Here is a 19,193-nt window from a genome sequence, read left to right on the forward strand (position 1 = left end):
CGCCCGGGGGCGCGGAGCCGGTACCCTTCCGGCATGAGTGGTGATACCAGCAGCGCGCCGACCCGCGGCCGCCTCCGCCGCATGCTCGACCGCCTCACCTCCTCCTCCGAGGAGCTCGCCGCCGAGGAGTTGCGGCAGGACACGGCCGAGTCGGGCTGCACCCCGATCGCCCGCTGCGGCGACCGCGAGGTGGTCACCGTCGCGGGCACCCTGCGCACCGTCACGCTCCGCCCCCGGGCCGGCGTCCCCGCCCTGGAGGCGGAGCTGTTCGACGGCACCGACGCGCTGGACGTGGTGTGGCTGGGCCGCCGCTCGATCACCGGCATAGAACCGGGCCGCCGGCTCATCGCATCGGGCCGGATCAGCCACGCACGCGGGCGCCGCGTGCTGTTCAACCCCCGCTACGAGCTGCGTCCGGTTGGACACGGGAGCGAATCAGCGTGACCCACGAGGCCGAGGCCGCCCACCGGGCCGCCGCCCAGCCCATCGCCGACGAGCGGACGGCCGCCGAGCCGACGGCCGCCGAACGCGCCGCCGCCGAGCAGGCCGCCTCCAGGGAGGCCGCGGACACCGTCCTGCAGGCCTTCGGCGGCGTCCGCGGCATGATCGACATCACCCTGCCGGGCCTGGTGTTCATCGTCGCCTTCAACATCACCCACCAGGTGGCCACCGCCGCCTGGTCGGCGCTCGGCCTGAGCGCCCTGTTCGTGGTGGTCCGGCTGCTGAAGCGGGAGACCATCCAGCACGCCTTCAGCGGCGTCTTCGGCGTCGCCATCGGCGCCTGGATCTCGATGAAGACCGGCAAGGCGGAGAACTTCTACCTCCCCGGCCTGCTGTGGAACGTCGGCTACTGCATCGCGCTGGCCGTCTCCGCGCTGGTCCGCTGGCCGATGATCGGCGTGATGCTCGGGCCGGTCACCGGCGAGATGTTCACCTGGCGCACCAAGAACCCGGGCCGGCTCGCCGCGTACACCAAGGCGACCTGGGCCTGGGTGGCGATCATGGGCATCAAGCCGCTGATCCTCTTCCCGCTGTACTTCACCCACAACGTCAACCTGCTGGGCTGGCTCAAGGTCGCCCTCGGCATCCCGCCGCTGCTGCTGGCCATGTACGTGACCTGGCAGATCCTGCTCAAGGCACCGCCGCCGATCAAGGCGGAGATCGAAGAGGACGAGGAAGAGGCCGAGGCCGAGAAGTGACGAAGGGCCCCACCCGGCGGGTGGGGCCCTTCTCCGTTCTCTGCCGGGCGTTGCCGGATCAGCCTGCGGAGAGCAGGCGCTCCAGCTCCTCCTCGCGCTCCTGGGCGGCCACGAACAGCAGCTCGTCACCGGCGTCCAGGGTGTCGTCCTTGCCCGGCACCAGCACCCGGCCCTCGCGGATGATGGTGACCAGCGCGGTGTCGACCGGCCAGACCACGTCCCCGACCCGGGTGCCGACCAGCTCGGCTTCGGAGGCCAGGGTCAGCTCGACCAGGTTGGCGTTGCCCTGGCTGAAGCGCATCAGCCGGACCAGGTCGCCGACGGACACGGCCTCCTCGACCAGCGCCGACATCAGACGCGGGGTGGAGACGGCGACGTCCACACCCCAGGACTCGTTGAACAGCCACTCGTTCTTCGGGTTGTTCACCCGCGCGACCACCCGGGGCACCCCGTACTCGGTCTTGGCGAGCAGCGAGACGACCAGGTTGACCTTGTCGTCACCGGTCGCGGCGATGACCACGTGGCAGCGCTGCAGGGCGGCCTCGTCCAGCGAGGTGATCTCGCAGGCGTCGGCCAGCAGCCACTCCGCCATCGGGACCCGCTCCACCGAGATGGAGTTCGGGTTCTTGTCGATCAGCAGGACCTCGTGGCCGTTCTCCAGCAGCTCACCCGCGATCGAACGACCGACCGCGCCGGCTCCGGCGATTGCGACGCGCATCAGTGACCAGCCTCCTCGGGGCCCTTGGCGAACGCGGCCTCGACCGTGGTCAGCTCGGAGCGGCGCAGCATCACGTGGACCAGGTCGCCCTCCTGCACCACCATCTGCGGCGTGGGCAGCACACCCTCGCCGAGCCGGGTGACGAAGGCCACCCGCACGCCGGCCGACTCCTCCAGCGCGCTCAGCCGATGCCCCACCCACGCGGCGGCGAAGGGGACCTCGGCGAGCTGCACGGCGCCCGACGGGTCCTGCCACAGCGGCTCCCCGCCGCTCGGCAGCAGCCGGCGCAGCATCTGGTCGGCCGTCCAGCGCACGGTGGCGACGGTCGGGATGCCCAGGCGCTGGTAGACCTCCGCGCGACGCGGGTCGTAGATCCGGGCCGCGACGTGCTCCACACCGAAGGTCTCGCGGGCCACCCGGGCCGCGATGATGTTGGAGTTGTCGCCGCTGGAGACAGCCGCGAAGGCGCCCGCCTCCTCGATGCCGGCCTCCTTCAGGGTGTCCTGGTCGAAACCGACGCCGGTGACCCGGCGACCGTTGAACCCGGAGCCCAGACGGCGGAACGCGGTCGGGTCCTGGTCCACCACGGCGACCGAGTGACCTTGTTTCTCGAGCGCTCTCGCGAGGGCCGAGCCCACGCGCCCGCAGCCCATGATGACGATGTGCACCGGATTACCTCACCCTGTCCGTCGGGCTCATGACCTGCGCAATCACCGATCATCTTCCTTCCGCGCCCCCGGTTTCGGGGGCGATTCGTCGTCCGCGCCTGTGATCCGACGCGAGGGGCAACTGGGGTGCTGCCCACTTGGCCTACATCCGACACGCTAGCCGGTCCGCCGAACACAGTCGCGACGGAGGGGGCACCGGGGATCGGGGCCGGAACGGGTGCCCCTACGATTCCTTAACGTGCCTATGCCTGCCGACCTACCGAAACGCATCCTGATCGGGCGCGCGCTGCGCAGCGACAAGCTCGGGGAGACCCTGCTACCCAAGCGGATCGCCCTGCCGGTCTTCGCCTCCGACGCGCTCTCCTCCGTGGCGTACGCCCCCGAGGAGATCCTGCTCACCCTCTCGCTCGCCGGCGCCTCGGCGATCCACTTCTCGTGGCAGATCGGCGTCGTCGTCGCCATCGTGATGCTCGCGGTGGTCGCCTCGTACCGGCAGAACGTGCACGCCTACCCGAGCGGCGGCGGCGACTACGAGGTCGCCACCGTCAACCACGGCCCGAAGTCCGGGCTGGTGGTGGCCAGCGCCCTGCTGGTCGACTACATCCTCACCGTGGCGGTCTCCACCACCTCGGGCGTGGCCAACGTGGTCTCCGCCGTCCCCGCGCTGCGCGGCCACGAGCTGGGGCTGTCGGTGATCCTGGTCATCGTCCTGATGGGCATGAACCTGCGCGGCGTACGAGAGTCCGGCAGCGCTTTCGCCGTCCCGACCTACGCCTTCATGTTCGGCGTGATCGGCATGGTCGGCTACGGTCTGGTCCGCCACTTCGTCTTCGGCTCCGACATGCCGGCCGAGAGCTCCGGCTTCCACCTGGCGGCCACCCCCGGCAACGAGTCGCTGGCCGGCTTCGCGCTGGTCTTCCTGCTGCTGAAGGCCTTCTCCTCCGGCTGTGCGGCGCTCACCGGCGTCGAGGCCATCTCCAACGGTGTCCCGGCCTTCCGCAAGCCGAAGAGCAAGAACGCCGCCACCACCCTGCTGATGATGGCCACCATCGCCGTCGCGATGTTCATGGGCATCATCTACCTGGCCCACCTCACCGGCACCCAGATGGCCGAGGAGACCTCCCAGCTGGTCGGCGCCCCCGCCGACTACCACCAGAAGACCGCGCTGGCCCAGATCTCCGAGGCCGTGTTCTCCAACTTCACGCCGGGCTTCTACTTCATCGCCAGCGTCACCGGCCTGATCCTGGTGCTGGCCGCCAACACCGCCTTCAACGGCTTCCCGGTGCTCGGCTCGATCCTCGCCCAGGACCGCTACCTGCCGCGCCAGCTGCACACCCGCGGCGACCGCCTGGCGTTCTCCAACGGCATCATCCTGCTGGCCGGCGCGGCGATCCTGTTCATCGTCGCCTTCGATGCCGACCCCAACCGGCTGATCCAGCTGTACATCGTCGGCGTCTTCGTCTCGTTCAACATGAGCCAGTCCGGCATGATCCGGCACTGGACCCGCCTCCTGAAGACCGAGACCGACCCGAAGCAGCGCGCCCACATGCAGCGCAGCCGGGCGATCAACACCTTCGGCCTGATCATGACCTCGGCCGTGCTCATCGTCGTCCTGGTCACCAAGATCGGCCACGCCTGGATCGCCATCGCCCTGATGGTCGTCCTGTTCGTGATGATGAAGGCGATCCGCCGCCACTACGACCGGGTCTCCACCGAGCTCATCGCCGCCGAGGAGCCCGACGACAGCGTCCTGCCCACCCGGGTGCACGCCATCGTCCTGGTCTCCAAGCTGCACAAGCCCGCCCTGCGCGCCCTCGCGTACGCCAGGCTGGCCCGCGCCCACACCCTGGAGGCGGTGACCGTCAACGTCGACCCGGCGGACACTGCGGCCCTGCGTGCGGAGTGGGACGAGCGCGGCATCGAGGTGCCGCTCAAGGTTCTCGACTCGCCCTACCGCGAGATCACCGGCCCGGTCCTCGACTACGTCAAGAACCTGCGCCGCTCCAGCCCGCGTGATGTGGTGTCGGTGTACATCCCCGAGTACGTGGTGGGCCACTGGTACGAGCACCTGCTGCACAACCAGAGCGCGCTGCGGCTCAAGGGACGTCTGCTGTTCAAGCCCGGGGTGATGGTGACTTCCGTACCCTGGCAGCTGGAGTCCTCCGAGCGGCGCAAGCCGCAGAAGGCCTGGTCCGCGCCCGGCGCCGTGCGCCGCGGCGAGCCCCGGCACCGGCCGTCGGGAGCCTCCGAGAGCAGCACCGGGAGCACGGCGGGCACGGTCGGCGAGTCCGCCGGTGTGCCGGCCGGAAACTCGGGTGGCTCGGCGTCCGGCCCCGCCGGCGACGGCCCCACCCCGCTCCCGTAACGATCCCGCACCGCTCCGCACCGCTCGCGTAAGGAACCCGTCCCGTGACCCGCAACAACCCGCCCCGTTCCTCCGGCTCCGGCCGCTCCGGTCGCTCCGGCCGGTCGTCCGGCAACCAGCCGGGGCAGGTGGCCCGCCCGCGCTGGGGCGCCCGCCCCAACCGGCCCGCGGCCACCGACCGGGAGGGCCTGACCGCCCAGACCGCGCCGATCGTGCCGGCCGAGCGGCCGGACACGCCGCCGCCGGGGCGCGGCGGGGCGGGTGCGGGTGCGGGTGCGAAGTCGCGTGACGGCGGCTCGCGCGAGGGTGGCTCCGGCGAGCGGCGGGGCAAGGGGGCGGGTTCCGGGTCCGGGTCTCGCTCCGGGTCTCGTGCCGGTGCGGGCGCTGGTGCCGGCGCTGGTGCCGGTTCCGCTGCCGGTGCAGGGGCGGGTGGGCGCAAGGGGGCGCGCAAGCAGTCCGCCGTCCGCCCCCCGAAGGCGCTGCGCACCGTCCAGCCCGCTCTCCGCGCTCCCTCCGGCGACCCGCTGGTCGGCGAGCGCTACGAGGTCGAGGTCGGCCCGGTCGCGCACGGCGGCGGCCACTGCGTGGCCCGGCACGAGGGCCGGGTGCTGTTCGTCCGACACGCGCTGCCGGGCGAGCGGGTCGTCGCCCGGGTGACCGAGGGCACCACCACCTCCCGCTTCCTGCGGGCCGACGCGGTGGAGATCCTGGAGCCCGCCAAGGAGCGGATCGAGGCGCCCTGCCCGTTCGCCGGCCCCGGCAAGTGCGGCGGCTGCGACTGGCAGCACGTCACGCCCGGCGGGCAGCGCAAGCTCAAGGGGCAGGTGCTCACCGAGCAGCTCGCCAAGCTGGCCGGCCTGACCCCCGCCGAGGCGGGCTGGGACGGCTCGGTCGAGCCGGTCGGCGCCAAGCTGCCGGCCGGCGAGGTGCCCGCCTGGCGCACCCGCGTCCAGTACGCCGTCGCCGAGGACGGCTCGGTCGGCCTGCGCAAGCACCGCTCGCACGACGTCCAGCCGATCGACCGCTGCCTGATCGCCGCCGAGGGCGTCACCGAACTCGGCATCGAGTCGCGCAGCTGGCCCGGCGTCGCCTCGGTCGAGGCGGTGGCCGCGACCGGTTCCTCGGACCGGCAGGTCATCCTGCGGCCGCGGCCCGGCGAGCAGCTGCCGCTGGTCGAGCTCGACCGTGAGGTCTCCATCTCCCGGATCGACGAGCAGGACCTGTTCCACCGCGTCCACGGCCGCACCTTTGTCCGCGAGCGGGCCGGCGACCGCACCTGGCGGGTCTCCAACGGCGGCTTCTGGCAGATCCACCCGCTCGCCCCCGACACCCTGGTCGGCGCCGTCCTCGACGGCCTCGACCCGCAGTGGGGCGAGAACGCCCTCGACCTGTACTGCGGCGTCGGATTGTTCGCCGGCGCGCTCGCCGAGCGGGTCGGCGAGGAGGGCGCGGTGCTCGGCATCGAGTCCGCCAAGCAGGCCGTCGTCGACGCCCGGCACAACCTGGCCACCCTCGACAACGTCCGGATCGAGTGCGACCGGGTGGAGACCCTCCTCCCGCGCACCGGCATCACCGAGACCGACCTGATCGTCCTCGACCCGCCGCGGGCCGGCGCCGGCCGCGACACCGTCGCCCACCTCGCCGGCCTCGGCGCCCGCCGGATCGCCTACGTCGCCTGCGACCCGGCCGCCCTCGCCCGCGATCTCGCCTTCTTCCGTGAGGGCGGCTACCGGCCGGTCTCGCTGCGGGCGTTCGACCTCTTCCCGATGACCCACCACTTCGAGTGCGTCGCCATCCTGGAGCCGATCGCGGAGTGACCCCCGCGGGGTTGATCACCCGCACGTAGCGCAGCGGGCGCCGGAGCACGTCTTCCGGCGCCCGCTGCGGTGTTTCCGGATGGCGTGGTGGTGGCCGTGGGGTGAGCGGTGGGTTTCGGCCGGGGGTGGCTGGTTTCCGACGGGGCGTGAGCGGACATCTGTGGGGGAGCGGGGGGCGACCCGAATGCGCCCTTGTTGTGCTAGCGCTACAGCGCTAGCTTTGATGCATGGCCAAGAAGCAGCTCAACGTCCGGGTGGATGCGACCACCGCCGAGATCGCCCGCGAGCGGGCCGAGCAGCAGGGGATCAGCATGAACCAGTACATCGAAAGGCTCGTCCAGCAGGACATGGGCGAGGCGGGTCGGACCTTCGTCGACACCGCGGCCCAGTTCATGAAGGAGTTCGAGACCGCCTTCCTCGCGGAGTTCGGCGAGGGCCCGGCCGGTGAGCTCCAGGACGTGCGGCGTTGAAGCTCGAGGTCGACCTCTCGTGGCTGCTGATGACCGCGGAGCAGTACACCCCTGGTGATCCGCAGGTCACCGACTACGGATCCATGCTCGCTGCGGTCACCCGCCACCAGGCGGAGATCTTCGACATCGCCGTCTACCCGGAGCCGCAGGACCGTGCCGCGGCCCTGATGCACCAGCTCATCCGGGTCCCGGCGCTGGAACGCAGCAACGAACTGTTCGCCACCGCCGTCGCGTACGCCTACCTGGTGGCCAGCGGCTGCAGCGTCGCCACCACCGCGCGCGAGGTGCGCAGCCTGGCCCGGGCCATCCGGGAGGGCAAGATCGGCGTGAGCGGGGTCGCCGACCGGCTCGCCATGTGGGTCGTCGACGAGCCGGAGGAGGAAGAGGTCGGCGACGACGGCGACGACGAGGGCAACGAGGCGGACTGACGGCGAGCGCCGCGAGGCGGGTTGAGAGCGGCCCGCGAGGCCGACCGGCGGGGGGTCGCGAGGGCCGACTGAGTACGCTGGGGCTGCCCCGCCCCTGACCGTACGAGGACGACCGTTGCTGCAGGACATCGAGCGCTACCTGGCCTGCCCGCACTGCGCCCAGCCGCTCGCGCTCACCGACCGCACCCTGCGGTGCCCGGCCGGCCACAGCTTCGACCAGGCGAAGCAGGGCTACGTCAGCCTGCTCGCCGGTGACGCGCACACGGGCACCGGCGACACCGCCGGGATGGTCGCCGCCCGCGCGGACTTCCTGGCCGCCGGCCACTACCGGCCGATCGCCGACGCCCTGGCGGAGGCCGCCCGGGGAGCCGGGACGGCCGGCGGGGGCTTGGTGGCCGACCTCGGTGCCGGGACCGGCCACTACCTGGCGCAGGTGCTGACCGCCCTCGGCGGGGAGCGCCCGGGGGCGGCCCTGGACATCTCCAAGTACGCGCTACGGCGCGCCGCCAAAGCCCATCCGCGGATCGGCGCGGTGGTGTGCGACGCATGGCGCCCGCTGCCGCTGCTGGACGGCTCCGCGGACCTGCTGCTCAACGTCTTCGCCCCGCGCAACGGTCCGGAGATCCGGCGGGTGCTGCGGCCGGGCAGCCGGCTGCTGCTGGTCTCGCCGACCTCCCGTCACCTGCGCGAACTGGTCACCGGTCTGGGCCTGCTCTCGGTGGACGAGGAGAAGGAGCGGCGGATCGACGAGAAGCTCAGTCCGTGGCTGACCCGGGTCGACCGGACCGAGGTCGAGTTCACCCTGCGGCTCTCCCGGGCGGACGCCGCCGCGGTGGTCGCGATGGGGCCGAACGCCTGGCACACCGACCCGGCCCGGCTCGCCGCCGCGCTGGACGCGCTGCCGGAGCCGGTCGAGGTGACGGGCTCGGTGCAGCTGGCGACGTACCGCTGAGCCCGAAACCCTGTCGGGGGTGAGACGGTCCGGGGCGGCCGGGCCGTCCACACGTTGGGGTGAATGGCCCCGGCCGACACGTTTCTGCAGCTCAGCGGCTGGCTAGGGTGCTCGGGGTGACCAGCGAAGCCGTGCAGTCCGTGGCGTCCGCGCCGCCGGCGCAGCCCTCTCCCCGCCCCGTCCAGCGCCCGACCGTCGAGGAGCTGAGGCTCACCTCGTTCAAGTCGTACCGCCGGACGGTCCTGCCGCTCGCGCCGCTCACCCTGCTCCACGGCCCGTCGGGCGCCGGGAAGTCGAACGCCCTGGACGCGCTCACCGTGCTCTCCCGGCTCGCCCTGGGCGAGGAGATCCGGCCCTCGCTGGACGGCATCGGCGGCCCGTCCGGCCCGCTGGCCGTGCCGGTCCGCGGCGGGCTGATCGGCTGCGTGCCGCACGGCCGCAACGCGATCATCCTCGGCTGCACGGTGCGCTCCGGCGCCGGATCGATCCGCCTGGAAGTGGTGGTGCGCACCGACGAGCGGGTCCGGATCGCCCGCGAGCAGCTCACCCTGAACGGCCGGACGCTGATGGAGACCGGCGAACAGGACGTCACCCGCGGCCGGGTCAACGTCACTTGGCACAACGACACCCGGCAGGGCGACATCCGGGCCCCCTTGCCCAGCGCAAGCCTGATCACCGCTCAGCTGCCGCTGCGGGTGGCCGGGTCCTCGCCCGGCGAGCTCAAGGTGCTCGCCGCCGCCGAGCAGCTGCTGACCGCGCTCCGCGAGATCTTCCCGCTGCACCCGGTACCGGCCGCGATGCGGGGCTGGGCCCGTCCCGACCCGCAGGCCCGGCTGATCGGCTCGGCGGCCAACATCTCGGCCGTGCTCGGCCGGCTCAAGCTGGAATGCAACCGCCGCTGGGCGCGGCTGCTGCGCGCCGTCCAGGCGGCCGCGCCGCACCCGCTGCTCGGCCTGGACGTCGCCCGGCGCGGCACCGGCGGGCAGGAGCGGCTGCTCGCCGTCTTCGACGAGGGCGTGCTCGGCCGCACCGGCGCCGACCAGGCCTCGGACGGCATGCTGCGGCTGCTCGCCTTCGCCGCGGTGCTGCTCACCGGGGCCGGAGTGCTCGACGTCGACCCGGCGCTCGAGGTGCCTGACGCGCACCGCCAACTGACCGTGCTGGCCGAGGACCTGGGGGCCGGTCTGGCGCAGGAGCAGACCGCGTCGCTGCTGCGCCTCGCCCGTGACGTGTGCGCCAAGGAGGACATCCGGCTGCTCGGTGCGCTGCAGGAGCCCTCGGCGGCCCTGGACCTGCCGGAGGCGCGGCTGGTGGAGTGCCGCCGCGACCCGGCCACCGGGCACAGCGTGCTGCTGCGGCCGGAGGACTCCCGGGTGCCGGTGCAGGGCGGGCGCCGGGAGGCACCGGACCCGCACGAGGCAGGTGTGGCCCAGGAGGCGGTGTACGGGCCGGGCGGGGATGCCGTGGCCGGGGATGCGGTAGACCTGGGGGAATGAGTGACGATCCCACCGTGGCGGCCCTGCAGCAGCGGCTGAGCGCGTTCGCGGCGGCCCGCAGCTGGCAGCCCTTCCACACCCCGAAGAACCTGGCGGCCGCGCTCAGCGTGGAGGCCGGCGAACTGCTGGAGATCTTCCAGTGGCTGACGCCCGAGCAGGCCGGGGCGGTGATGGACGATCCGCAGACCGCGCACCGGGTGCGGGACGAGGTCGCCGATGTCCTGGCGTACCTGCTGCAGTTCTGCACCGTGCTCGGGGTGGACCCGTTGGTGGAGCTGGCGGCGAAGATCGACCGGAACGAGGTGCGGTTCCCGGTGGAGTGAGAAATCCTCCGGTTTTCGCTCGGACGGGTGACACAGGTTGTCCACAGGGCGGGGTTGTCCACAGCTTTCGGGACGGCGCTGGGCGGGGGTCCGGCGACTCGGCACGCTGTGCGTCCAGACCCACCGCCGACGACGGCGGTCCTGCGAGCGAGGGGAGCGGCGGGCATGGACGCGCTGCGATTGATCAAGACCGCCCGGCATGCGCTGGCCGAGGCCAGGTCGGTGCCGGACACGCTGCACGAGGCCTGGCAGGCGGGCCTGCTGACCGAGGCGATCGGTGCCCGGATCGCCGAGCGGGAGGGCGAGGAGTTCGGGACGCTGGGGCAGCTGCTGTGCGATGCCGGTGGGCACGCGGCGAGCTGTCTCGACCAGCCGCCGGAGGCGGACACCGGCGACCCGGTGGCGGACTGGTCGGGCGGTGGTGGGCGGGCCGAGCGGCTGGACGGGCTGGGTGAGCTGGAACCGCTGCTGCTCGAACTCGGTGTGCTGCTCAACGAGGTGTCCGAGACGCTGGTCGTCCTGGCCTGCGGCGCCGACACCGAGAGCCTGTACTGGTGTTGCATCGACGGCGTCGACGCGGCCGCGGAGTGCAAGGACCTGGTGGCCGAGCTGCTGCGCCTGGCCCGGCGACGGTCGGAGGCCGAGGAGTCGGACGGCGTCGCGGTGCCGTCCGACGGCGCGGCGGTGGTCGGTGACGTCGCGTCGGCGGCCGGATGTTTCGGTGCCCCGAGCGGCGGCCGCGCTTCGGTGGCCGGCGGCCTCGACGGGGCCGGAGTGTCGGCGGCGCACGGCGCGGAAGGTGCCGCCAGGGCGGCCCGGCGGGCGGAGCGGGTGCCGGCGATGCTGGTCGTCCCACTGGGCCCGCCGGTGGTGGCGGCCTGCGGTCAGCCCCGTACGGGCCGCTCGGTCGGCTCGGCCTGCTCGGTCGACCCGGTCGGCTCGGCGGGACCGTCGGCCCGGGCCCCGGAGGAGCGCAGGTCGGAGTCGAGTCCGGCCAGGTCGGTGCTGATCGACGCGAGCAGCTCCTGCATCTGCTCCAGCAGCGTCTTGGGGAGGGCGAGTGCACCGCCCATGGGTGCCCCCGTGGCGGTGGCCTGCGCGCCGGCGGCCTGCGTCGCGATGGGTGGCTCGGTCCAGGGCTCGGACATGAAAGGGCCCCTTCAGCTCGGTGGTCGGCTCGGTGGTGCGGTGTGAGGCGACGGATGTCGGCGCCGCCGGTCCAACGAGCCCCCGGGGCGGCCGGTCACCGTGGACCACCCGATGCGGGCCAACCCCCGTCGCCGCTAAGCCCCACGGGTGAGGCCGGTTTGCGGCGGGCCACCCGGCTCGGCTAGAGCGCCGACCGCTCAGCCCGGCGGCCACTCGGCTGGGCCGGAGCCCGGGCTGGCACCCGGCCCGGCCAGGGTGCGGCCGTCGGCCGGGCACCACCCCGGGCAGCCGAAGGCCCCGGCGCCGTCGATCGAACGACGGGGCCGGGGCCCGGAACCACAGGAGGTCAGTTGTGCGCGTGCAGCTCCGCGTTGAGACCGCCCCACGAACCGCTGCGGGCGATCACCTCGACCGCGCCGCTCTGCGAGTTGCGGCGGAACAGCAGGTTGTCCTGGCCGGACAGCTCGACCGCCTTGGCGATCTTGCCGTCCGGGGTGGTCACCCGGGTGCCGGCGGTGACGTACAGGCCGGCCTCGACCACGCAGTCGTCGCCCAGCGAGATGCCGATGCCCGCGTTGGCGCCCAGCAGGCAGCGCTCGCCGACCGAGACGACCTGCTTGCCGCCGCCGGAGAGGGTGCCCATGATCGAGGCGCCGCCGCCGATGTCGCTGTGGTCGCCGACCACGACGCCCGCGCTGATCCGGCCCTCGACCATCGAGGTCCCGAGGGTGCCGGCGTTGAAGTTGACGAAGCCCTCGTGCATCACGGTGGTGCCCTCGGCCAGGTGGGCGCCGAGGCGCACCCGGTCCGCGTGGGCGATCCGCACGCCGCCCGGGGCGACGTAGTCGGTCATCCGCGGGAACTTGTCGATGCCGTACACGGCCAGCTGGCCGCCCTGGGCACGGACCGCGAGGCGGGCCTGCTCGACGTTGGCCACCGGGACGGGGCCGATCGAGGTCCAGGCGACGTTGGCCAGCAGACCGAAGATGCCGTCCAGGCTCTGGCCGTGCGGCTTCACCAGCCGGTGCGAGAGCAGGTGCAGGCGCAGGTACGCGTCGTGCGCGTCCAGCGGCTTCTCCTCCAGCGAGGAGATGACAGTCCGTACCGCGACCACCTCGACGCCCCGGCGGGCGTCGGCGCGCAGCGCCTCGGCGGCGCCGGCGCCGAGGGCCTGCTCGGCCTCCTCGGCGCTCAGCCGGACGGTGCCGGCCGGGCCTGGGGCCGCGGCGAGCTCGGGGGCGGGGAACCAGGTGTCGAGGACGGTGCCGTCGGCGGCGATGGTCGCCAGACCGGCGGCGACGGCGCCGCTCGCGAGGGTGGAGGAGGTTTCAGCAGTCACACCAGGCACGTTAACCAATACCCGGGGTGGGTGACGAACGCGCTCACCGTCCGGACAAAACCCGGGTGCCCGGCCGCCGGGACGTGGGCGATACTCGGGCGGGTGTTCATTTCGATCTCCACCACCGGTACGGCCGAGCGGCCTGCCACCGACCTGGGCTTTCTGCTGCACAAGCACCCCGAGAAGGTGCAGCGCTTCTCCACCGCCCACGGCGTGGCCCATGTCTTCTACCCCGAGGCGACCGAGCTGTCCTGCACGGCCGCGCTGCTGCTGGAGGTGGACCCGGTGGCGCTGGTCCGCCAGGGCCGCGGCAAGGGCCGGGGCGGCAGTCCCGACTTCGCGCTCGCCCAGTACGTCAACGACCGGCCCTATGCCGCGTCCTCGCTGCTCGCGGTGGCGCTGCGGACGGTCTTCCGGACGGCGATGAAGGGCGTCTGCGAGCACCGGCCCGACCTCGCCGGGCAGCCGCTGCCACTGCGGGTCGAGCTGCCCGCCGTGCCGGTGGGCGGTCAGGGCGACGGGGGAGCGGTGGCCCTGGTCGGCCGCCTCTTCGAGCCGCTCGGCTGGAAGGTCGACGCCGAGGCCGTCCCGCTGGACGACGCCTTCCCGGAGTGGGGCGACTCCCGGTACGTCCGGCTCGTGCTGACCGGCACGCTCCGGCTGGCCGAGGCCCTGCAGCAGCTCTACGTACTGCTGCCGGTGCTCGACGGGGCCAAGCACTACTGGGTCGCGCCGGACGAGGTGGACAAGCTGCTCGACGCCGGCGAGGGCTGGCTCGGCGACCACCCGGAGCTCGGCCTGATCACCCGCCGCTACCTGGCCCGCCGCTGGTCGCTCACCCGGCTCGCGATGGAGCGCATAGCGCTCGCCCGGCTGGCCGAGGCCGACGACCGGGAGGCGGAGGACTTCGACAACGCCGTCCAGGACGTCGACTCCGCCGACGCCGCCGACTCCGTGGGCGCCGCCGACGCCGCCGATGGCGCGCCGAAGGGTGCAACCGGTGCGGACGCCTCGGTCGGGCCCGCCGGATCGGGGCAGCCGGGTGAGCCGGACGGGTCGGCCGAGAAGGCGCAGCCGCTCGCCGTCCAGCGCCGGGAGTCGATCCTGGCCGCCCTCGCGGAGACCGGGGCCACCCGGGTGCTCGACCTGGGCTGCGGTCAGGGCGAACTGGTCGCGGCCCTGCTCAAGGACGGCCGGATCACCGAGGTCCTGGGGCTGGACGTCTCCTCCCGGGCCCTCGCCGCGGCCGCCCGCAAGCTCCGGCTGGACCGGATGCCGGAGCGTCAGGCCGCCCGGGTCCGACTGGTCCAGGGCGCGCTCACCTACACCGACGCCCGGCTGAAGGGGTACGACGCGGCCGTGCTGTCCGAGGTGATCGAGCACCTCGACCTGCCCAGACTGCCCGCCCTGGAGTACGCGGTGTTCGGCGCCGCCCGCCCCGGTGCGGTGGTCGTGACCACGCCCAATGTCGAGTACAACGTCCGCTGGGAGACCCTTCCGGCCGGCCACGTCCGCCACTCGGACCACCGCTTCGAGTGGACCCGGGAAGAGTTCACCGGATGGGCGGAGAGAGTGGCGGGCCGGTACGGGTACACCGTCACCGTACGGCCGGTCGGACCGCTCGACGAGGAGGTCGGTGCGCCGACCCAGCTCGCCCTGTTCCGACTGGCCGCCGACGACCCGACGTCAAGCACCGCCGCCACAACCCACAGCACCGCCGTTCCAAGCGCCGCTGCTTCGACCACCACCGCATCGATCACCACCGCTTCGACCACCACCGCCTCGGAAGGGAGCGAGACCCGATGACCACCGACGCACAGCCCGCTGCCCGTCGTCTCCCCGTCACCGATCTCTCCCTGGTGGTGCTGATCGGTACCAGCGGGTCCGGCAAGTCCACCTTCGCGCGCCGGCACTTCCTGCCGACCCAGGTGGTCTCCTCCGACTTCTGCCGCGGCCTGGTCTCCGACGACGAGAACGACCAGTCGGCCTCCGCCGACGCCTTCGACGTGCTGCACTACATCGTCGGCAAGCGTCTGGCGGCCGGCCGGCTCACCGTGGTGGACGCCACCAACGTCCAGCCCGAGGCCCGCAAGCAGCTGATCGCCCTCGCCCGGGAGCACCACGTGCTGCCGATCGCCATCGTGCTGGACGTCCCCGCCGAGGTCTGCGCTGAGCGCAACCGGACCCGGCCCGACCGGCAGCTGCCCAAGCACGTCATCCCCCGCCAGCAGCGCGAGCTGCGCCGCTCGCTGCGCGGCCTGGAGCGCGAGGGCTTCCGCAAGGTCCACCTGCTGCGTGGTGTCGCCGCGGTCGAGGCCGCCGAGATCGTCCCGGAGAAGCGGTACAACGACCTGTGCCACCTCACCGGCCCGTTCGACGTGGTCGGCGACATCCACGGCTGCCGCTCCGAGCTGGAGACCCTGCTGACCCGGCTCGGGTACGCGGTCGAGCGGGACGACGAGGGCCGGGCGGTCGGCGCCGCCCACCCCGAGGGCCGGACCGCGGTCTTCGTCGGCGACCTGGTCGACCGTGGCCCGGACACGCCCGGCGTGCTGCGCCTGGTGATGGGCATGGTCGAGGCCGGGCACGCGATCTGCGTCCCGGGCAACCACGAGAACAAGCTCGGCCGCTGGATGGACGGCCGCAAGGTCACCATCTCGCACGGCCTGCAGGAGTCGATCGACCAGCTGGCCGCCGAGCCGGAGGAGTTCCGCGCCCGGGTGCGGGAGTTCATGCGCGGCCTGGTCAGCCACTACCTGCTGGACGGCGGCGCACTGGTGGTCTGCCACGCCGGCCTGCCGGAGAAGTACCACGGCCGCAACTCCGGCCGGGTGCGCTCGCACGCCCTCTACGGCGACACCACCGGCGAGACCGACGAGTACGGCCTGCCGGTCCGCTACCCCTGGGCGGAGGAGTACCGCGGCAAGGCGCTGGTGGTCTACGGGCACACCCCCGTGCCGACCGCGAGCTTCGTCAACAACACCATCTGCCTGGACACCGGCTGCGTCTTCGGCGGCAGCCTCACCGCCCTGCGCTACCCCGAGCGGGAGATCGTCTCCGTCCCGGCCGAGCAGGAGTGGTACGCCCCGGTGCGTCCGCTGCGCACCGACGCTCCGGGCGCCCGCGAGGGCCGTCCGCTCGACCTCGGCGACGTGGCTGGCCGACGGATCGTGGAGACGGCCCAGCACGGCCGGATCTCCATCCGCGAGGAGAACGCCGCCGCCGCGCTGGAGGTGATGAGCCGCTTCGCGCTCGACCCGCGGCTGCTCGCCTACCTCCCGCCCACCATGGCACCCTCGGCGACCTCGCGTCGCGAGGGCTACCTCGAGCACCCGGAGGAGGCCTTCTTCGCCTACCGGCACGACGGCGTGCGGGAGGTGATCTGCGAGGAGAAGCACATGGGCTCCCGGGCCGTCGTCCTGGTCGCCCGGGACGAGGAGGCGCTGGAGAAGCGCTTCGGCCTGGCCGGACCGGGCGCCATCTGGACCCGCACCGGCCGTGCCTTCCTGAACGACGAGGAGCTCACCGGCGCGGTGCTCGACCGGGTCCGCGCGGCGGCCGAGCGCTCCGGGCTCTTCGACGAGCTCGGCACCGGCTGGCTCCTGCTGGACGCCGAGCTGATGCCCTGGTCGCTGAAGGCCGCCGAGCTGCTGCGCCGTCAGTACGCCGCCGTCGGCGCGGCAGCTGGTGCCGCCCTGCCGGAGGTGCTGGCCGCGCTGGACCGGGCCGGCGGCCGCGGTCTGGACGTGGCGGAGCTGACCGCCCGCCAGCGGCAGCGCGCGGCGGACGCGGAGGCGTTCACCGACGCCTACCGCCGGTACTGCTGGCCGACCGAGGGCCTGTCGGGCATCCGGCTGGCGCCCTTCCAGGTGCTGGCCGCCGAGGGGGCCAACCTGGCTGTCCAGCCGCACGACCGGCACCTGGCCTGGATCGACCGGCTGGTCGCTGCCGACGACCCGGACGCTCCGATCCTTCGCAGCACCGCCCGGCTGGTGGTGGACACCACCGACGAGGCGTCGGTGGCGGCCGGCATCGCCTGGTGGGAGGAGCTCACCGAGGCGGGCGGCGAGGGCATGGTGGTCAAGCCGCTGGCCTCGCTGCTCCGCGGCGGTCAGAACGGAAGCCAGAGCGGTGGCCAGAACGCCGGTGAGAACGCCGGCCACGGCGGCCACGGCGGTCCGCTGGTGCAGCCCGGGGTGAAGGTGCGCGGGCGCGAGTACCTGCGGATCATCTACGGCCCCGACTACACCAGCTACCTGGACCAGCTGCGCCAGCGCTTCCTCGGGCACAAGCGCTCGCTCGCGCTGCGCGAGTACGCGCTGGGCCTGGAGGCGCTGGACCGGCTGGCCGCGGGCGAGCCGCTGTGGCGGGTGCACGAGGCGGTGTTCGCGGTGCTGGCGCTGGAGTCCGAGCCCGTCGACCCGCGGCTCTGAGTCGGGGCCGCGGCGAGGGAATCGACTGCATAGTAATTCGAATACTCGTATAGACTTCCCGTCTCAGTCCGCATGACGACCCAGGAGACCGGCATGGCGTTCAACCTCCGGAACAGGCACTTCCTCAAGGAGCTCGACTTCACTCCGCAGGAGTTCCGCCACCTGGTCGACCTCGCGGCGCAGCTCAAGGCGGCGAAGTACGCGGGTACCGAGCAGCCCCGGCTCCGGGGCAAGAACATCGCCCTGATCTTCGCGAAGACCTCGACGCGCACCCGCTGCGCGTTCGAGGTCGCCGCGCACGACCAGGGCGCCACCACCACGTACCTGGACCCGAGCGGTTCACAGATCGGCCACAAGGAGTCGATCAAGGACACCGCTCGGGTCCTCGGCCGGATGTACGACGGCATCCAGTACCGGGGCCACGGGCAGGAGATCGTCGAGGAGCTGGCGTCCTTCGCGGGTGTCCCGGTGTGGAACGGCCTGACCGACGAGTGGCACCCCACCCAGATGCTGGCCGACATCCTGACCATCACGGAGCACGGCACCAAGCCGCTCACCGAGACCACCCTGGTCTACCTCGGCGACGCCCGCTTCAACATGGGCAACTCGCTGCTGGTGACCGGCGCGATGCTCGGGATGGACATCCGGATCGTGGCGCCGGCCGAGCTCTGGCCGGCCGAGGAGGTGCAGAAGGCGGCCCGGGCCCTGGCCGAGACCACCGGCGCCCGGATCACCCTGACCGACGACGTGGCGGCCGGCGTGGCCGGGGCCGACTTCCTCTACACCGACGTCTGGGTGTCCATGGGCGAGCCCAAGGAGGTCTGGGCCGAGCGGATCGCCCTGCTGAAGCCGTACCAGGTCTCGATGGACACGGTCCGGGCCACCGGCAACCCCGCGGTGAAGTTCCTGCACTGCCTGCCGGCCTACCACGACCTCGGTACCGAGATCGGCCGCCAGATGTACGAGCTGACCGGCATGGCGGAGTTGGAGTGCACCGACGAGCTCTTTGAGTCGGCGCACTCGGTGGTCTTCGACCAGGCGGAGAACCGCCTGCACACCATCAAGGCCGTTCTGGTGGCGACCCTCGGGTCGTGAGGCCCCGGATTCGTAGCGGTCCCCCGGGGGTCCGACCGGGGTTCTAGAAGTCGACGTTGACGCAGGCTGCCCGATCGGTCGACTGGTACGCGCGGGTCGGCTGGTGCCCACCCGACTGCCGGCCGGCGTGCAGGACCAGCGAGTGCGCCTCGTCCGGGCGGAACGTCCACGGGACGGTGGTCTGCGTGCGGCCGGCGCCGTCGGCGTTGGTGCGCAGGGTCAGCCGCAGCTCGTTGTCGCCGTCGGCGTACGCGGAGTCGGCGGAAGGCTGCGCCGCGTCCACCCGGTCCTGGTAGTGCGGTCCGGACGCGGCCGGGTCGAGCCCGCAGCGGCCGGTGTGCACGTGCGCCGGGAACTCGTGGCGCGGCGCCAGGCCCTCGACGGCCAGGGCGACGGTGGTCCGCCCCGGTCCGCGGGTGACCGTGACACGCACATGCGAGCCGTACGGGACGAGGTCGGTGACGTGGCTGACCGCTGCGGCCGGGGCGAAGCCGTCCGCCCGGTCGAAGCGGGCGTCCACCACCATGGGCGGCGAGAGGACGGGTACCAGCACGAGCGGCAGCAGGGACGCGGCGGGCGGGAGGGGCATCGCGGGCTCTTCCGACGGACCGGGCGGCGGACACCGCCCACCGTGGCGGTCCGCCGGCCCCGACGGGTGCCGCCGTGCCGGGAAGTCACCCGAAAGGGGATGCCCCTGCCCGCGGCCCCGCCCTACCCGTGGGCCCGCCCCGCCCGGCCGCG

At 73.1% G+C, this 19,193-nt stretch carries 17 protein-coding genes; 13 read left to right on the forward strand and 4 right to left on the reverse strand.

Annotated features, from left to right (window positions below):
* Window positions 1–33: 33 nt before the first annotated feature.
* Together FHR36_RS17340 and FHR36_RS17345 are read left to right on the forward strand one after the other, a co-directional pair.
* On the forward strand, window positions 34–444 hold the full coding sequence (locus FHR36_RS17340) for an OB-fold nucleic acid binding domain-containing protein (protein ID WP_253798157.1): 411 nt from the start codon (window positions 34–36) through the stop codon (window positions 442–444).
* Window positions 441–1,199, forward strand: coding sequence for a DUF3159 domain-containing protein (locus FHR36_RS17345; protein WP_253798159.1), 759 nt, complete (start codon window positions 441–443; stop codon window positions 1,197–1,199). The genes FHR36_RS17340 and FHR36_RS17345 overlap by 4 nt, the downstream gene beginning before the upstream one ends.
* Window positions 1,200–1,257: 58 nt before the next feature.
* On the opposite strand, the gene FHR36_RS17350 is transcribed toward FHR36_RS17345, so the two are convergent.
* Together FHR36_RS17350 and FHR36_RS17355 are read right to left on the reverse strand one after the other, a co-directional pair.
* A complete protein-coding gene (locus FHR36_RS17350) occupies window positions 1,258–1,917 on the reverse strand; it encodes a potassium channel family protein (protein ID WP_253798161.1) in 660 nt (219 codons plus the stop codon).
* On the reverse strand, window positions 1,917–2,585 hold the full coding sequence (locus FHR36_RS17355; RefSeq protein WP_253798163.1) for a potassium channel family protein: 669 nt from the start codon (window positions 2,583–2,585) through the stop codon (window positions 1,917–1,919). The genes FHR36_RS17350 and FHR36_RS17355 overlap by 1 nt, the downstream gene beginning before the upstream one ends.
* A 244-nt stretch (window positions 2,586–2,829) precedes the next feature.
* Between FHR36_RS17355 and FHR36_RS17360 the strand changes: the two genes are divergently transcribed.
* The 8 genes from FHR36_RS17360 to FHR36_RS17395 all read left to right on the forward strand — a co-directional run bounded on the left by FHR36_RS17360 (window position 2,830) and on the right by FHR36_RS17395 (window position 11,630).
* Window positions 2,830–4,950 (forward strand): APC family permease, encoded by a 2,121-nt coding sequence (locus FHR36_RS17360; protein WP_253798165.1) that lies wholly within the window; start codon window positions 2,830–2,832, stop codon window positions 4,948–4,950.
* A gap of 479 nt (window positions 4,951–5,429) precedes the next feature.
* Window positions 5,430–6,767: a class I SAM-dependent RNA methyltransferase gene (locus FHR36_RS17365; protein ID WP_253799364.1), complete on the forward strand. Its 1,338-nt coding sequence runs from the start codon at window positions 5,430–5,432 to the stop codon at window positions 6,765–6,767.
* A 227-nt stretch (window positions 6,768–6,994) separates the two neighbouring features.
* Window positions 6,995–7,237 carry a toxin-antitoxin system HicB family antitoxin gene (locus FHR36_RS17370; protein ID WP_253798167.1) on the forward strand — a complete coding sequence of 81 codons (243 nt, stop codon included), beginning with the start codon at window positions 6,995–6,997 and terminating at the stop codon, window positions 7,235–7,237.
* Window positions 7,234–7,665: a fic family toxin-antitoxin system, toxin component gene (locus FHR36_RS17375; protein WP_253798168.1), complete on the forward strand. Its 432-nt coding sequence runs from the start codon at window positions 7,234–7,236 to the stop codon at window positions 7,663–7,665. The genes FHR36_RS17370 and FHR36_RS17375 overlap by 4 nt, the downstream gene beginning before the upstream one ends.
* 115 nt (window positions 7,666–7,780) lie before the next feature.
* Window positions 7,781–8,617: a putative RNA methyltransferase gene (locus FHR36_RS17380; RefSeq protein WP_253798170.1), complete on the forward strand. Its 837-nt coding sequence runs from the start codon at window positions 7,781–7,783 to the stop codon at window positions 8,615–8,617.
* Window positions 8,618–8,733: 116 nt separating this feature from the next.
* The gene (locus FHR36_RS17385) at window positions 8,734–10,113 is read left to right on the forward strand and encodes an AAA family ATPase (RefSeq protein WP_253798172.1); all 1,380 of its coding nucleotides are present in this window, start codon (window positions 8,734–8,736) and stop codon (window positions 10,111–10,113) included.
* Window positions 10,110–10,436 (forward strand): nucleotide pyrophosphohydrolase, encoded by a 327-nt coding sequence (locus tag FHR36_RS17390; RefSeq protein ID WP_253798174.1) that lies wholly within the window; start codon window positions 10,110–10,112, stop codon window positions 10,434–10,436. The genes FHR36_RS17385 and FHR36_RS17390 overlap by 4 nt, the downstream gene beginning before the upstream one ends.
* A 165-nt stretch (window positions 10,437–10,601) precedes the next feature.
* The gene (locus FHR36_RS17395) at window positions 10,602–11,630 is read left to right on the forward strand and encodes a DUF6099 family protein (protein WP_253798176.1); all 1,029 of its coding nucleotides are present in this window, start codon (window positions 10,602–10,604) and stop codon (window positions 11,628–11,630) included.
* Window positions 11,631–11,931: 301 nt separating this feature from the next.
* Here FHR36_RS17395 and dapD read toward each other — a convergent pair whose 3' ends face one another.
* Window positions 11,932–12,924, reverse strand: coding sequence for a 2,3,4,5-tetrahydropyridine-2,6-dicarboxylate N-succinyltransferase (gene dapD, locus FHR36_RS17400; RefSeq protein WP_253798178.1), 993 nt, complete (start codon window positions 12,922–12,924; stop codon window positions 11,932–11,934).
* Window positions 12,925–13,026: 102 nt separating this feature from the next.
* Between dapD and FHR36_RS17405 the strand changes: the two genes are divergently transcribed.
* The 3 genes from FHR36_RS17405 (at window position 13,027) to argF (ending at window position 18,452) form a co-directional block, all read left to right on the forward strand.
* Window positions 13,027–14,730, forward strand: a complete 1,704-nt coding sequence (locus FHR36_RS17405; RefSeq protein WP_253798180.1) for a 3' terminal RNA ribose 2'-O-methyltransferase Hen1 — start codon at window positions 13,027–13,029, stop codon at window positions 14,728–14,730.
* On the forward strand, window positions 14,727–17,357 hold the full coding sequence (locus tag FHR36_RS17410) for a polynucleotide kinase-phosphatase (protein ID WP_253798182.1): 2,631 nt from the start codon (window positions 14,727–14,729) through the stop codon (window positions 17,355–17,357). The genes FHR36_RS17405 and FHR36_RS17410 overlap by 4 nt, the downstream gene beginning before the upstream one ends.
* Window positions 17,358–17,450: 93 nt before the next feature.
* Entirely contained in the window at window positions 17,451–18,452 is a 1,002-nt protein-coding gene (gene argF / locus FHR36_RS17415; RefSeq protein WP_253798184.1) for an ornithine carbamoyltransferase, read from the forward strand.
* A gap of 43 nt (window positions 18,453–18,495) precedes the next feature.
* Here argF and FHR36_RS17420 read toward each other — a convergent pair whose 3' ends face one another.
* Window positions 18,496–19,041, reverse strand: coding sequence for a superoxide dismutase family protein (locus tag FHR36_RS17420; protein WP_253798186.1), 546 nt, complete (start codon window positions 19,039–19,041; stop codon window positions 18,496–18,498).
* Between the last annotated feature and the right edge of the window lie 152 nt (window positions 19,042–19,193).

Origin of the sequence: Kitasatospora cinereorecta (assembly GCF_024172095.1) — a bacterium.
In the GTDB taxonomy this organism is placed as follows: domain Bacteria; phylum Actinomycetota; class Actinomycetes; order Streptomycetales; family Streptomycetaceae; genus Kitasatospora; species Kitasatospora cinereorecta.

What these genes read in the sequence shown, in the direction of transcription:
- FHR36_RS17420 (WP_253798186.1), bottom strand. Translation starts at nt 19,041, where the DNA reads ATGCCCCTCCCGCCCGCCGCGTCCCTGCTGCCGCTCGTGCTGGTACCC.
- FHR36_RS17340 (WP_253798157.1), top strand. Translation starts at nt 34, where the DNA reads ATGAGTGGTGATACCAGCAGCGCGCCGACCCGCGGCCGCCTCCGCCGC.
- FHR36_RS17410 (WP_253798182.1), top strand. Translation starts at nt 14,727, where the DNA reads ATGACCACCGACGCACAGCCCGCTGCCCGTCGTCTCCCCGTCACCGAT.
- FHR36_RS17350 (WP_253798161.1), bottom strand. Translation starts at nt 1,917, where the DNA reads ATGCGCGTCGCAATCGCCGGAGCCGGCGCGGTCGGTCGTTCGATCGCG.
- FHR36_RS17370 (WP_253798167.1), top strand. Translation starts at nt 6,995, where the DNA reads ATGGCCAAGAAGCAGCTCAACGTCCGGGTGGATGCGACCACCGCCGAG.
- argF (WP_253798184.1), top strand. Translation starts at nt 17,451, where the DNA reads ATGGCGTTCAACCTCCGGAACAGGCACTTCCTCAAGGAGCTCGACTTC.
- FHR36_RS17360 (WP_253798165.1), top strand. Translation starts at nt 2,830, where the DNA reads ATGCCTGCCGACCTACCGAAACGCATCCTGATCGGGCGCGCGCTGCGC.
- FHR36_RS17390 (WP_253798174.1), top strand. Translation starts at nt 10,110, where the DNA reads ATGAGTGACGATCCCACCGTGGCGGCCCTGCAGCAGCGGCTGAGCGCG.
- FHR36_RS17395 (WP_253798176.1), top strand. Translation starts at nt 10,602, where the DNA reads ATGGACGCGCTGCGATTGATCAAGACCGCCCGGCATGCGCTGGCCGAG.